General features: G+C 34.0%; 11 protein-coding genes. All 11 read left to right on the plus strand.

What is annotated here, in order from left to right:
- Window positions 1-318: 318 nt before the first annotated feature.
- Window positions 319-2229 carry an amidohydrolase gene (locus tag BW946_RS07840; RefSeq protein ID WP_076595641.1) on the plus strand — a complete coding sequence of 637 codons (1911 nt, stop codon included), beginning with the start codon at window positions 319-321 and terminating at the stop codon, window positions 2227-2229.
- A 222-nt stretch (window positions 2230-2451) separates the two neighbouring features.
- Window positions 2452-3276 carry a helix-turn-helix domain-containing protein gene (locus BW946_RS07845; protein ID WP_170872063.1) on the plus strand — a complete coding sequence of 275 codons (825 nt, stop codon included), beginning with the start codon at window positions 2452-2454 and terminating at the stop codon, window positions 3274-3276.
- A gap of 76 nt (window positions 3277-3352) precedes the next feature.
- Window positions 3353-4651: a serine hydrolase domain-containing protein gene (locus tag BW946_RS07850; RefSeq protein ID WP_076595643.1), complete on the plus strand. Its 1299-nt coding sequence runs from the start codon at window positions 3353-3355 to the stop codon at window positions 4649-4651.
- 249 nt (window positions 4652-4900) lie between these two features.
- The gene (locus tag BW946_RS07855) at window positions 4901-5572 is read left to right on the plus strand and encodes a hypothetical protein (protein ID WP_076595644.1); all 672 of its coding nucleotides are present in this window, start codon (window positions 4901-4903) and stop codon (window positions 5570-5572) included.
- A 168-nt stretch (window positions 5573-5740) separates the two neighbouring features.
- Window positions 5741-6286, plus strand: a complete 546-nt coding sequence (locus BW946_RS07860) for a helix-turn-helix domain-containing protein (protein ID WP_076595645.1) — start codon at window positions 5741-5743, stop codon at window positions 6284-6286.
- A gap of 1175 nt (window positions 6287-7461) precedes the next feature.
- Window positions 7462-7908 carry a helix-turn-helix domain-containing protein gene (locus BW946_RS07865; RefSeq protein ID WP_317043148.1) on the plus strand — a complete coding sequence of 149 codons (447 nt, stop codon included), beginning with the start codon at window positions 7462-7464 and terminating at the stop codon, window positions 7906-7908.
- Window positions 7883-8209 carry a transposase gene (locus BW946_RS07870; protein WP_076595646.1) on the plus strand — a complete coding sequence of 109 codons (327 nt, stop codon included), beginning with the start codon at window positions 7883-7885 and terminating at the stop codon, window positions 8207-8209. The genes BW946_RS07865 and BW946_RS07870 overlap by 26 nt, the downstream gene beginning before the upstream one ends.
- A gap of 206 nt (window positions 8210-8415) precedes the next feature.
- Window positions 8416-11433 carry a fibrobacter succinogenes major paralogous domain-containing protein gene (locus BW946_RS07875; RefSeq protein ID WP_076595647.1) on the plus strand — a complete coding sequence of 1006 codons (3018 nt, stop codon included), beginning with the start codon at window positions 8416-8418 and terminating at the stop codon, window positions 11431-11433.
- Window positions 11434-11796: 363 nt separating this feature from the next.
- Complete coding sequence (locus BW946_RS07880) at window positions 11797-13095, plus strand: peroxiredoxin family protein (RefSeq protein ID WP_170872064.1); 1299 nt, start codon at window positions 11797-11799, stop codon at window positions 13093-13095.
- Window positions 13096-13575: 480 nt separating this feature from the next.
- Complete coding sequence (locus BW946_RS07885) at window positions 13576-13800, plus strand: hypothetical protein (protein ID WP_076595649.1); 225 nt, start codon at window positions 13576-13578, stop codon at window positions 13798-13800.
- A 231-nt stretch (window positions 13801-14031) separates the two neighbouring features.
- Entirely contained in the window at window positions 14032-15543 is a 1512-nt protein-coding gene (locus BW946_RS07890; RefSeq protein WP_076595650.1) for a tetratricopeptide repeat protein, read from the plus strand.
- The last annotated feature ends 108 nt before the right edge of the window (window positions 15544-15651 follow it).

Raw genomic sequence — 15651 nt, forward strand, 5'->3', positions numbered from 1 at the left:
TTGTGAATTAAACAGGAACGTACTGTAAATTACAATTTTAGATATTGAAATTTAATCAATATTTAGTGATAAAAAATATTTTGAATGAATATTTTTATTATTTTTATAAAATAAACTAAAACATGAAAATATATGAAATTTATTCACATTCCCGAATTCAACCTGACATAGAACCTTAAAAAATCCTTTTCAATTTAAATGACAAATAAGCCTCACCTGATGAGAGGCCTGTATTTCTATGTACATCAGGATAGACATAATTAAAAATTGATACAAGCAAAATTAAGCTTAAATAAATCCTTAAATCCAATTATTCCTATGGAAAAATCACACAATCACACCCATGGCTGCACCCATTGCTCTTGCCACAATCCTGTTTTGGATGTTCTTAAAGAAGAACTTTTCAGTGCAGAAAATATGACAAAAATAAATCCGGGTTCCGGAAAAGCCATCCACGAAAAACCACAAACTCTGATGATAAGCGGAGGAATCATCCGTCCTATGATTGGAGGATCAACAGATACCGTTGAATCCGTGGGAATTGCTGATGGAAAAGTAGTGGTAACCGGTACAAAAGATCAGGTAGAAGAATATATGAAAGAGAACTATCAGGGATTTCAAAAAAAAGAATTAACCGGTACTCAAACTTTACTTCCCGGTCTGATAGAGCCTCACGTTCATATGGTTCCAACTGCAATGATGCAGGGCTGGCTGGATCTGAGCCCTTTTGAAGGACAGAATTTGAAGGCTGTATATGACCTGGCATCTGTGGGAACAATCATCAACAGTCACATTCCCAAAATTCCCGAAGCTGTTATTTTGGGCAGAGGATTGGATCCGTCTTTAATGCCTTTTAAGGAAAAAGAGGGCAAAAAAGAGCTGATAACGATTGATAATGTAATACTTGATACCATTAATCATGATGTTCCCATGATGCTGTTAAGCGCCTCTATGCACACCCTTTATCTGAATACAAAGGCGCTGGAGTATGTATTTAATCATAATCCTGATATAAAAAGCGAGTATAAAACGGTTGACAAATATATCAGTGAGACAAAAGGCCAGCTGCAGGAAGGCTTACAAATGACTCCGGCACTGAAGACAGTAAAGCTTCAGATTATTGCGATGAGTATAGAGATTAACCGGTATCTTACCCATCTTTTCAATACTGCCAATTCAAGAGGAGTTACTTTTATGTATGATGCCGGGCTGAATAAAGGCTCAGAAATCCTTTTAAGCAAATATTTCGAAACTCATCCTGAACGGGTAAGAACAGGCGGGGCATATCTTTGTTCCAGTCAGGAAGATGTTGATCAACTGGAGCACTATAAAGAGCCGGAGCATTATAAACCTGTCTATTACGGTCATATCAAAGTAGTTTCAGATGGCTCTAACCAAGGTTTAACAGGATATCAGAGTACTCCTTATCTTTGTGATCCTGCAAACAATACCGGAGTATTTAATTTTCCGCAGGCAGGTATTCCTGCCCATACAATTCCGCCAGGCTATAATACATTAATTAATAGCGTGGTAGCTGTAAAAGGCTGGCCGCTAATGGTTCATGCCAATGGAGATCAGGCGGTAACATTTGCCATTAATGCGTATCAACGCAGTTTAGCCCAATATAGAGGTCCGGAGCTTCGTAACCGTATAGAACACTGTTCACTGCTGACGGCGGAGCAAATTACCAATATGCTTCAAATTGGGGTTTCCCCAAGCTTCCTTATCGGGCACGTGGGCTACTGGGGCTACGCTTTTAAAGAAGTGATCTTCGGTGAAAAGGCGCAAATGCTTGATCTTTGCGGTTCTACGCTTGCTGCCGGTATGAGAATTACCCTTCACAGTGACAATGAGGTAAGTCCATTGGGACCATTAAGAATGATGGAACAATCGATTACCAGAATCATGGAAAAGAATCCTAATGATATTGAAGTGTTGAACACTGCGGAACGTCTTACCCCGGAACAGGCTTTGATTGCCGTTACTTATGATGCTGCCTGGCAGTGTTATGCTGATAAATGGGTAGGTTCCTTAAATAAAGGCTTCTTTGCAGATTTTGTTATTTTGGAAAAAGACCCTCTTTCATTAAATACCCCTTCATTGCAATATATGAAAATGAGAGACATTCCGGTACTGGAAACCTGGGTGGGTGGAATACCTGTGTATATAAATGATAAAGTAACAAAACCTGTCACTGAAAAAGATATGCTTTTTTCAGATAATTCATAGCAGGATTTTAAATAATTGCTAATCAAATCTTAATCAGAGTAGAGAACCATCTACTCTGATTTTTGTTTTTATAGGGGGGATTTTATGAAGGGATTTTAGCAACTATTTATTATGTTTTGAATTCTGTTGAGCATTTTAGTTTGTATCTTTCCTTTTCTAATCCAGGAAAAAAGATATTGGCTAATGGAGCTGGATTCACATAAATTTAAAAGCCAAAAAAGAATGACCATAAAAATCTATAGACCTGAAAACCCTGTACTAAAAAAATATATTGAATGCTTTTATATTCTCGAGCAGACCTCTGAAGAACCCTCAGCTGCTTATTTTACCTTTCCGAGTATCTATACCATTGTCACTGCCAGTGAGAAAACAGAAACCCTGGTCACCAAAAATAAAATAACAACCAGGTATTGCTCGTCCAACCCAATTGAAACAAACCTGGTAAGCGATTTTAATGAACCGGTATTGGTTAGCTATGAAGGCGTAATCAATGAAATTACTACCTACTTCAAGCCATTAGGGATCAATCCTTTTATACCGAATAATCTGAGATGTTATTCCGAGGGGAGCTTTCCGGATTTTAGTCCATATGAGGATTATAAAGAAACCATGGCTGCTATTCTTTCCACAAAAGATCCTGAAGAAAAAATAAAGGCGTTGGAATCATATTGGCTTTCAAAATTTCGTCCCTTTGAAGATGTCCTGCTGACAGAAGTACTCACAGAAATGCTCCATACAGATAATATCAACCAATCTATAACGAAGCTGTCTTATGCAACGGGTAGGTCACGAACAACGATCAACAAACATTTTGATCAGCATATTTGTAAAACACCCTCTCAGTTCAAAAAAATTATCAGATTCAGGGCAGCAGTTCAAAGCCGGCCTGACGACAAAAACAGAGCGGGTTTGTCTTATAGTCTGGATTATTTTGACCAGTCACACATGATCAGGGATTTTAAAAAATTAACAGGTTTTACGCCAAAAGTCTTTTTTTCAAAAATAACAACACTTGAAAAAGGATTCATAAAATGGATGTTTATTTAGCAGGGTTTACAAAAATACAATGATGATGATGGATTAAGTAGTAACATTGCAGCTTAATCATGTCATTCAAAAGTTTATGAAGCCAATCCTAATAATACTTTTATTCCCGGTTTTTATTTTCGGGCAGAAAAATGGGTCAGCAAACCTTGCGAAATATATGCAGGCTCAGGTTGAAATAAATAATTTTAGCGGAGCTGTTCTTGTATCGAAAAACGGCCGGGTTTTACTAAAAAAAGCGTACGGTCTGGCAGATTATGAGTGGAATATTAAAAATACCATAGATACTAAATTTCAGCTGGCCTCAGTAACAAAACAATTTACCGCCACCGCTATACTTCTGCTGATTGAAAAAGGAAAACTGTCTCTTGATGATAAACTGAGTAAATTTTTACCAGATTACCCAAAGGCTGATAGTGTTACGATCCATATGTTATTATCACATAGCTCAGGGCTGGCTATGGGTTTTAAAGAAATAGCTTTAAGCTCAATGGATAAAGATTCCGCGTATGCCAAAATAAAGAAAATACCTTATGAGTTCTCCCCGGGAACTAAAAGCGGATACAGCAATATCGGCTATTATTTATTGGCTAAGATCATTGAAAAAGTGTCAGGCGAGAAGTATGCTGTTTTCTTAAAGAAGAATATATTTGAAAAAGCAGGAATGAAGAATACCGGCGTTAGTAATAATGAATCGATTGTTGAAAAAAAAGCAAAGGCTTACTATCAGGCAGAAAGCGGGCTTATTCATAATCCCTTTATCAACTGGGAGATTAATGTAGGCCATGATGGCGTTTATTCCACGGTTGAAGATCTGGCCTTATGGGATAAAGCTTTATATGGAACAAATATTCTTTCTGCACAGATGAAGAAGCTCATGTTTAGTCCATACGGAGCTGAAAATTGGGGCTATGGCTTTATAATCAATCCGTTTTACAATCACGGGCATCAATTAATTGCTCATGACGGAGGTTTTTTCGGCACAATGACTTCCTTTAACCGCTTTACGGACGACAAACTCTTCGTGACCGTACTTTCCAATAATGAATCATTTTCCTATATTATAAGTTATGGACTTTCCGCTATTGCATTGGGAAAAGAGGTGGAACTTCCTTACAAACATCACAGGGTTGAAATAAACCCCGATTTATATGATCAATATATGGGTAAGTATGATAAAATTGACATATTGAAAATTGACAGTAAGCTTTATTTTAACAGTGTGGAAATGGAACTCATCCCAGAATCTAAAAACAAATTTTTCAGAGCAGATAATAATGACAGAACCATTGAGTTTATTCCGGACAGTGCGGGCCTTTACAATTCTATAATTCTGACAAAAGGAGGCGTAAAAGAAGTTGTAAGAAGAAGTAAATAGCCCAAACGGTCTTGATGCGTCAGAAATATAAGTGATCTGTGTTTTATCACCAAACTGTTTATTGGGATAAGGAGCAGAATTAACATTTTTATAAAACAGAATCGGCAGATCCAGGCATATGATGCCATAATTTTTTCTATATTTAGAGGAAGTTTAATAGGATATAGGTTTTAGTGATGTTTAGAAACAGGGCTTGTGTTTTTATTTTGCACGCTGCCTTGCCTGTAGATACCAATATAAAAAAAAACAATGCCGATAAACCTGATACCTCCGGACGGAGGCCTGTTATACAAAGAAACAGATATGACTCAGTTGTTCCCTGAGCCTTTCAATGCAATAACTGCCCTGTTTTTTTTAGCCATAGCCGTTTTCTGGACGCTTAAATTGAAAGGTCATTACAAAGAATATCCTTTTTTAACCTACTGCCTGGTTTTATTATACATTGGTGCTATTGGGGGAACGGTTTACCACTCATTCAGGCAATGGCCGGTATTTATTATGATGGATTGGCTGCCTATTATGCTGCTCTGCCTTTCTGCCGGATTTTATTTTGTAGCGCAGAGTACCAGATGGTATTATGCGGTTGCAATGGTTCTGGGATGTCTGATATTGATGCTGGGTTTGAGAAACTGGATTCTTATCGGTAATCCTTCTCTTTTTATCAATGTCAATTACGCCATCATGGCCTCATTTGTAGTTTTTTCGGTACTAAGGTATTTGATCTATACCCAATGGAAAGCGGGCAAATGGGTAGGATTTGCCGTGTTGTCATTTGTTTTGGCACTCACCTTCCGCATCGCTGACAAATGGGAATGGTTCAGTTTCGGAACTCACTTTTTATGGCATACTTTCGGGGCGGTGGCGACGTTTTGTATGTTTAATTATATCTATCTTACGCGGAATGTAATTGGGAAGAGATAGGTTGTTAATTCTCTTCGCAAAGTTTCAAAAAAGGATTTGGAGGATATGTATGCTTAAAACCAAAAACAAAGCTTGAAAAACATTATATGCGGCAATATGGATTACAGTCAACCAAAATATATTTGATCACTGAAGGAGAAAATTCATTACAATTAATTCAGGAATATTATGAAGACAAACAGGAAGGAAATTAAGGAAACAGATTTTTCAAAATTTACAGGTGAAGAACTTGCGGATGCTTTTGTCTTTCCTGCTGATCAAGTTTTGAATACGAAGGAGAAAAAAGATGAGGAAGACTTCTGGGCAGTTCGCTGGAAACAATTTGACAATCGCACTCACAGTCAGAAAATGTATTCAAGATTGTTACAGCTAAAGTTTCAATTGGAAGACTATATAGATAGCAGCCAATATCTGGAAGCGTTTAGTTTTGGATTTTTTTTAAATGAGTACGTTAACAGACAAGACAAAAAAGATAAAGACTTTGCTGTTGAGGTGGATGTGAAGCCAGCTGTACTTAGCCAATATATTAATAACCATCGAAAGCCGACAGATGAGTTCATCATCAGGCTTGAATTACATTCCAACGGGCTGATTCCCGCAATACATTGGTTTAAGGTTATCCAAAAAAATAAAGAACATGAGATCATGACCAATCAGAAATTAAGAGAGGAAGAAAGTAAGCATGTTAAAAACAGACTTGGATTTGCTTATTAGCTTTCATTTGCTTTAAAAGGGGATAGTTTGGGAACTTCAGATCAATCAAGAATTTCCGCAGAGGGCTTCGGCAGCAAAAACTCGATTGCAGATAAAAATTCTAAAGGAGGGAAGGCACAAAACTGTAGAGTAGAGCTGTTTAACAATAAGGTAACCTTATAAAAATATAGAATTAGATTAAAAATCCCAACGAAAGCTGGGATTTTTGTTTTAATTTCTACTGAGTAAAGTATAGGAATGCTTCAGTTTCGGAATCCACTTTTTATGACATACGTTTGGGCTGGCAGCAACATTTTACATGTTAAATTATATCTTTCTTACGGGAATATAATTAGGAAGAGATAGGTGGATTTTATTTTTCTGTAGTGAAAAGTTGGGAGACTTCGGAGAGGAAGTTTTTTTTAGGTTAAAAAAAATCATAAAAAAAATAGATAAAACATAAGTGTTTTTTATGAGTAAGTCAAATATATATATTTAGGGTCAATTTGAGGGTAAACTTATTTTAAGTAAGTAATCTTTTATGCTTTCTTTGCAACCTCAAATTACAGGAATTAAATTGGATAAGTGAGATTTAGATGATTATAGAGAAATTGGTAAATGTAAATAAGTATATTTTATGATAGCATTCCATTATTAAGTTCCTGTAATTTATTATTCATTTTAACTTTTTATATGTTTCTTCTATATTCTTTTTTAGAATATAGAAGTTTTTTTAATGCAGTTTAAGGAATTAAGATTTGATAGTCTCTATTATAATTAATATTCTTCTATTTATAATTGAAAGTGTTTTTGCAATACAATTGCTTTATGTTACTATGATAAGTGCTTTTAGTAAAAAAAATCTTAAAATTTTATATTTCGCTTTGCATATGAATGCCATGAGGCTCTCTCAAAAGTACTCCCTCTTTCGGACTCCTTGCCTGGCAACTTTTGTGATTTAGGAGATCTTCAGAGCGTTAATTTGCCTTTATCTTATTATTTCGAATATTGCTTTGTAAATTTAATTGGCAAATATTTAAGTTGTTGTTTTTTAGTGTTTAATAAGATTTGAGAGGGGTGTTTGAGGGGTATTTGAGAGGTATTTGAGAGGTGGTTTTTTAGTTTATCATTGCAGTTATCAATTACTTTGCAGCCATTATTTTTGTTATTGTAGTAATTATAAAAAAATCAGTTGTATGATAAATTTTAAGCAAATACATATTGGTAATTTGTTGAAACGAGAAGTTGAGTATAACAAAATAGACAATCAAAGAATTTGCAATTTTTTTAAATATGATTCAATGAGAATTGAGGAAATGTATAGGTCGGAGAGTATTGATCTAAATGAACTTTTAAAGTGGTCAAAACTCTTGGAATATGATTTTTTTAGAATTTATTCACAGCATCTTATATTATATTCTCCCCCTAAAACTGATCACCACATTCCAAATAAACATGTAAAAAATAAACTGCCAAATTTCAGAAAAAGTATTTATACAAAAGAGTTAATAGATTTTATCATTGAGTTGGTAAGTACAGGTAAGAAAACAAGAAAAGAAGTAGTTGATCAATATAAAATCCCAAAGACAACTTTATATAAATGGCTTCAAAAATACAATGAAAAAAGGGAATCCGAATTATAAATTAATTTATTCAGATATGATAGATCTGAAATATCCTTTTAAAAAGGAACAGTGTGCTAGCATTCTTAATAAGGAACAGTTTACATGTTTGGATGTAATTAATATTAATAAAATAATATTTGGAGAGAATGAAAGTGAAGAAAATAAAAATCAAAAATTTAAATGCTATGATAAAAATACCATTTTTAAAATATTAGAATATCAGAAAGAAAATCATCTTACAAATACACAAGTAGCAGCAGAATTTAAAATGAGTAGAAATACTTTAGCCAGTTGGAAAAAAAAATATATTATAAAATAACCTGTATGAAGAATTTCTGAACATTATTATTGTTCTTTTCTCATTTTAACTTTCTATCATAAGTTAAGAACTTTAATTATAACTAATAAAATATAAAACAGAATGAGAAAATAAAAAAAAGATGAAATGTAAAGTTGTGATTTTTTAGGAATTAATTAAACACAATTAATTATTAGTAAAAAAATATATTTAATTAACATGAAATTATGAAAAAAGTATTATTACTTGCTATTTTTACATCGTTTGTAAATATAGCAATGGCACAAAGTAATGGAGGCGTTGGGATAAACACAACATCTCCTGATCCTTCAGCCGTTTTGGATATTGTTTCCAATCCGCAAGGGACAGCAACTCACAAAGGAGTTCTGATTCCCAGAATGACAACTGCGGATAGGAATAGTATTGTGAACCCGGCTAGTGGACTTATGATATTTAACACCTCAGTTCCCTGTTTTCAGATAAATAATGGAACACCCGCTACTCCAAAATGGGAATGTGTTGGAGGAGATCCTTCTTCTAATGGATCGGCTATAGTAAGCAGTTATAACTGTTCGGGTGGAACATCAGGAATATTGAGTACAGGTATTCCTGCTAATGGAGTTACTCATACGGTGATAGCTACTGTAGAGAAACCAGGAAACTATTTTATTACAGCTACGGCTAATGGTGTTACATTTTTTGCCAGTGGTGTATTCACTACTACAGGGGTGCAGGAAATTACACTTACTGCGGTAGGAACTCCTTCTGCTACAGGAACTTTTACGTATAACTTAAATACCTCACCAAGCTGTAGCTTCACAATGGACGTGAAAGACGGTACAAGCAATGGAACCGCACATGTCAACAGTTGGAATTGCGGTACAGCTTCCACTGGAGAAATGGTAGTAGGGCAAACTGTAAGTGGAGTAACGCAAACTATTACTGCAGATGTTGCAACAATAGGCTCATATGATATTAGTGTAAGTAATAATGGAGTTGTTTTTGCAGGTTCAGGTACATTTACTGGTACCGGATCTCAAAATATTGTTTTAACCGCTGTAGGTATACCCGTGGCGGCTGGTCTTTATTCTTATAATCTCAATGTATCCAATGGATGCAGCTTTTCCAGAACGGCTATATCAAAACCTGTGGTAGCAGATTTACAATGTCTTAATGCTATTGTTACCGGTACCTTGCTTTCCGGGGTTTCTTCTAACGGAGTTTTTGTTAAAGTCCCATATACAGCAGGAAACGGAGCAGCATACAATACGATGATCATCAACAGTACAGGCGTAACAGGTTTGGTTGCTGTTCTTAATGCTGGTTCTGTTAACAATGGAGATGGAGAACTGTTCTTTACTATTTCCGGTACTCCTCAAGGTATTGGAGAAGCAGTTTTTCCTCTGTCATTTGGAGATAAGTCTTGTGATTTTAAGATAAACGTTTCCATACAGGGGGCAATATCGAATATTGTTTGTGGAAGTACTACAGGAAGCCTTACTGCAGGACAAGCTGCTTCTGGTGTTACCTATAGTTTTGGATATGAGGGAGGAAATGGAGGACCATATTCTGCTGTTTCTGTATCATCATCCGGAGTAGCAGGTCTTGTAGCCAGCTTACCGGCAGGAGATCTTGCTAATGGCAATGCTAATTTAACCTTAACTATATCAGGAACTCCTTCCCAAAGCGGTACAGCGAATTTTAATTTTACTTTTGTTGATAAGGTCTGTTCGTTTTCTATACCTGTGAATCTTCCTTCGGCAGATGTATCATCTTTAGATTGTGGTACAGCAACTATCAGTCCTAATATGGCATACTTTAATCAGGCATTTAATGGTACTGTAACTATTCCATATACTAATGGAAATGGAGGTGCTTATAGTGCAGGCGTAGGAGTGAACTCTACCGGAGTTACAGGGCTTTCATTGAAATTAAGAGCAGGAACACTTGCTAATGGAGGTAATGGTAATCTTATATTTGATGTAACGGGTACTCCTTCAGGATCTGGCTCTACAGCTAATTTTAATGTGATTTTTGGTTCTAAAAACTGTACAATATCTATTCCTGTAAGTGTTTCTCCCGGATCATATCCTACAGGTACAGGAACTTTAGGGGGGAAGGTTTGTTTTGATGTTGTTGAAGTAAATGACTCTGCGGAAGGATGCGGAACTAAGGTATCAAGAGCTGGGGATAAAACCAATTTTGCAACCAACCATACTTTCTCATATACATTCACGCCAAACGGATCTGTAAATAATGTAAGATTTGCGTTTGTCAATAAAAATGGTGATGTGATCCAAAGCATTAGCGGAGGAAATCCCGGGAATAATATTACGACTCCTGTAGTTGCTACAGTGAACTATTATCAGGATTTGAATCAAGCTGGTAAAGCTGCCGGACTTACTTCAGAGAATGCTTTAATTGCAGAAATTTATGTAATTTATAATAATGGTGCTACCGGAGGTACTACAGTACAGCAAAAGGTGGTTGTTTCAGTAAAAGACTGTTCTTGCTGTATAGCCAATATGGGTAATGGAGAATACAGAGATTTTCTATGCCATAATTTAGGAGCTGATACAACTAAAGATCCAAATGTCCCTTCTATAGATATAATGGGATCTTATCTGCAGTGGGGAGAACGCGGTCCAAATCTTACAGGGAATTCTGTTATAGATTGGCAGACAGCTGATAATAATGCATTGTTGGGCTATGCAGCACCACTAAGAGTTAAGCCTGGTAATGCCGTTGTAGCTACTGCGATACAAAATTGGAATATTAAGGCTTACCAAAATCCTATTTCTCTTTATGGAAATTTTAGGAATGGGGATTCTTGGTTAAATGCTAGTGGTAAAACAGCAAACGATCCTTGTCCTGTTGGCTATCGTATACCAAGTAGTGCTGAATGGCAAAAAGTTAAGAATAATAATGTAATGACTAAAACAGGTGTTTGGCAGAATGTAGTATCGCCTACAAATCCATATACTCAGGCTATACATTTCGGACCTGATGCAAGTACAAAGTGGCTTACTTTTCCTGCGGCAGGTGCGGTTTCTTTAGGAACTAACGGAGCAGGGGTTAAAGGTCAGGTTATTAATATAGGTAACAGTGCCAATGCTTGGTCGAGTACTCAAGGTACAAGTTGGCAATATGCTAATGCTGTTTATCTTTTTGCGACTGGTACCCTTGGTGTAACTGGGAATTTTTCTAAAGCGGATGCGTATCAGATTAGATGTATAAGAGAATAAGATCACTAATTTTAGCTACAATATAATAGCGGTTAAAATTGAAAAAGGTCTGTTAAAAAAACACGACAGCTTAAGCTGTCGTGTTTTATTTACGATTAGGTTTTATAGAATACTTATTACAGATAATCAATTATGGTCTTATTGTACCCGCTTAATAACAGTGTAAAATTATATTAGCAGACGTATAAAAATCTATACCCGCAGATATAACAGATATATATGTGTAAAGAAATATTTCATATATATCTTGCCTATTTTATTGAAATTTTTAACAACAAGTAATGAATATATATTATGAAAAAAAGCTTATCAATCTTCACCCTATTGTTTTATATTTTTATTCCAAAAGCGCAAACCATAAATATGGATTTTCCAAGGTTTGCAGGAAAAACATATGATTTCGTTATTTTTAATGGAGGAAAAGAGATAAAGCTTATTCAGGATACGATTCCTGAAAATGGAAAATTTGAACTAAGGATACCTTCAGAATACTCACCATACACAGGAATGTCCAGGTGGCTTATTACCAATAGTTCAGAGGGTGGCGGATTGGATCTCGCAATTCCCGGATTTGGATATGCTGTAAGTTGTAAAGAAGAACAGCCAACCACAGATAATCTTTTATTTAAGGGTTATAATCCTCTTAGTAAGATTAATGATATAAATAATAGGCAGCGAGAGCTTGTTGGCAAATTTAATGCAATGAATGCGGTGATGAAGTTTTACAATACTCAGGATAAACTCTATCCTGTATTTGAAAAAGAACTAAAGGTTCAGCAGAATGCTTTTGAAGACTTTAAGAAAGAATTGGCAGAAGACAAAGATTATTTTTCTCGTTTATTTCCTATCGTCAATATTATCAATGGAATTCCGGTTTCTTTAACAGACGATACTAAAATGATCTATAGAGATACTAATGACTATATTACCAATCACGTAGATATAAATCTTTTATATACATCGGGATTTTGGACTGCTGTTTTGGATGTTTGGGCTGAAATTAATACGTCCTCCGCAGAAAATGATAATTCTTTTCTATATAATTTTAAAAAACTATCCAATCGGATTCCTGATCATGAGAAATATAAATCTTTCATATCAACTATAACATCATATCTTTCTAAATACGGAAAAGATAAAGAAATAGAATTGATTACTCCGATTGTTTTGCAATCTTCTAAAATACATGACTATTCTGGAAATTTATCTATTTACAAAAATTCAGTTCTTGGTAAAACTGCTCCGGATTTGATTATTACAAAACACATAGGAAATATAAAAGATCATAATCACCAGACAACTAATTTATCGGCTAAGGACTTTGCGGATACTGCATATACACTGATCATTTTTTATGAAAGTGGCTGTGGGCCTTGCGAAGAACTTCTTCAACAATTACCAAATGCTTATAAAAAATTACAAGAGAAAGGAGTGAAAATTATTGCGATCTCAGCAGATAAGTCTCAGCAGATTTTCGAAAGTAAGTCCTCTGATTTTCCATGGAAAGATACATTCTGCGATTTTGAAGGAAGAACAGGAGTTAACTTTAAGAATTATGGAGTTCAGGGAACACCTACAATTTTTCTGATCGATAAAAATGGAGTGGTTGTTTCTAAATATTCTGTCTTAAAAAAGGTTTTAGAAGATCTTAAATTGAATTAATAAACTTTTCTCATTGATAATCAGTGATTTATAATTTGGGGGGTTTTTAGGGGATGTCATATTTTTTTTAAAAAAGCAGAGTTGTTTACTTTGCACCCGTAAATTTTTGCAATACTAAAATTATCAAAAAAGGATCATATGTTACTAATCTTAGAAGTAACATAAAATTGTTAGCCAAGATTTTCTTTCATAAACTATACAAGATTACTTTAATTTAGTATTGTGGCTTTATAGGGAGTTATAATAAAAACTTCTATAGATTCTAAATTTGCAAATGATGAATTAGAGACAAAAGTGGGATAATTAAAAAGATTTTATAATCTAAAATCCCACTTTTGTAACTTTTTGTATGGATAAATTGATAGGCGCAAGATCAATTTTTTTATTTACTCAATCTTTGCTTTATACATGTTTAATTTAGACTTTGGTTGTAATTAAAGTCTTTTTCATAATGATGATGAATTATTATAAGATAATACTATGAATCCCGAACTTAAAAACATAGATACAAACTTACTCTTAGGCAAATCAAAAAAAGATATTCAAGATGAATTGGGATTCCAATTTAATCATTTTCCAGCTAAAGAGTGGACCTATTATTTATGTACCAACTGGTTAGGATTTAAAGAGTTTTTAGTTATTTATTTTGAAAATGAAAAAGTAAAAAAAGTCGAAAAAAAACTACATTTTTTTGGGAAAACATAGTAACCTTATTTTGAATGATGAGAGTTTTTTAAAAATTAGAATATATTTTATAGTTATTAATGGTTTGATTTGAAAAATTAAATAAAAACATATTTATTTAAGAAAATTTTTTAAATTTGAGAGAGCCAATATAAGTACTGAATTTTGTATATTTAAAAACCTTAATAATATCTTTTAAATTATAAATCAGATTATTTGCTGGTGACTTTAAATCGTATACGATACTTTATAATGAATATAAAACTAATAGAATTTAAAAATAGCAAAACATTCTTCATAAATCGTATTCTGGCAATGTTGCTACTTATCTTATCAGGTCTGTTTTGTGGCCAGAGTTCTCCGTCCCAAATTGATTCTCTTTACAACACAACATATGCGCTGAGAAAACAGGGTAAGTACCAGGAGGCAATAGAACTTAATATTAAACTAATTAAAGATGCAAAAGCTCAGAATTATATAAAAGGAGCCGCTTATTCTTGTTTTGAAGTTGCAAATCTATATCATAATTTAGGTAATTATAAAGAAAGTTTGGCATATCTTGACAAGGCTTTGGATTATAATAAGGATATTAAGATTCCGGAACTCTATTCAAAAATTTATACAGAATTGGGGAAGAATTATTCCATGTTATCCCTATTACAAAATGCTATTGATAATTATAAAAGAGCCGAACAATGGGCGTTAAAAATAGCAGATAATGGACTAAGAGAAAAATCATTAGCTTATGTTTATAGCTGCCAGGCTGTAAGTTATGAAGCGATAGGAGATATAAACGCTTCTATATTAGCTGCTGAAAAGGCTTTCAGTAAAAAGCAGGATGTTATTTCAGCGACAAGATTAGCAAAAAACTATATCCTTTATAAAAATGATCTCATAAAAGGAAAGAAATTTTTGGAAGTTTCGGAAGGTCTGTTAGAATTAGATTCTTCTGTAACGCCCTATCAGAAAATTATATTTTTACATGCAAAAGGCTTGTACTATAATAAAAATAAGGAATATAAAAAGTCTGCAGAAGCTTATCTTAAAGGAATAGAATTGGCTAAAGAATTAAAAAGACCTAATGAAGAAAAAGAACTTTATAAAAACCTATATCAAACTTATAAAGATGAGGAAAAAAATGAGAATGAACGTCTAAAAGCTTTGGAAAAATATACTTTGATAAACGATAGTATTGACAATAAAAACAAAGAAATAATAGAGATTCCGCTACAAAAAATAGTTAAAGAGAAAAATGAAGTATATAAACAAAATTATAGGGTTTTCTTACTTGTAGGAGTTGCCCTGTTGATGATTGTTTTATTTGCAGCTTACGTACAAATACAGAAGGTAAAAAAGCGTAAAAAAATCTCTATTTTAGAAAAAGAAAAAGTTATTTTAAGAAAAGAAGAAGTTATTCTAAAAAAAGAAGAAGAAACAAAAGAATTAAAGCAAAAGGTGAATGAATCGTTTGAGGATCTCATTCAACTGGCCAAAGACAACAGTCCACAATTCTGGATTCGATTTCAGGAAGTATATCCAACGTTTCTTGGTAAAATGTTGGATATAAATCCTAAATTTACAACCGCAGAATTAATTCTCAGCGCATATATTTACATTGGGGTTTCCAGTAAAGAAATAGCTTCATATACCTATAGAAGTTTGAAGACAATTGAAAACACAAGATATTCTTTAAGAAAAAAGTTGCTCATAGCTCCTGATGAAAATCTTAGTTTGTGGTTAAGAAACTACATTGCTAATGATTAAATTTATTTAATAGGGTAGTGTCTCACTAACTGTGTAAGTTAAAAAGTTATTCTGGAAAATTTTGAGCCCTCATAGCTCAAAAAATTTTACGGAAATAACTTTTTATTA

This window comes from Chryseobacterium sp. RU33C (genome assembly GCF_900156015.1).
GTDB classification, from domain to species: Bacteria; Bacteroidota; Bacteroidia; order Flavobacteriales; family Weeksellaceae; genus Chryseobacterium; species Chryseobacterium candidae.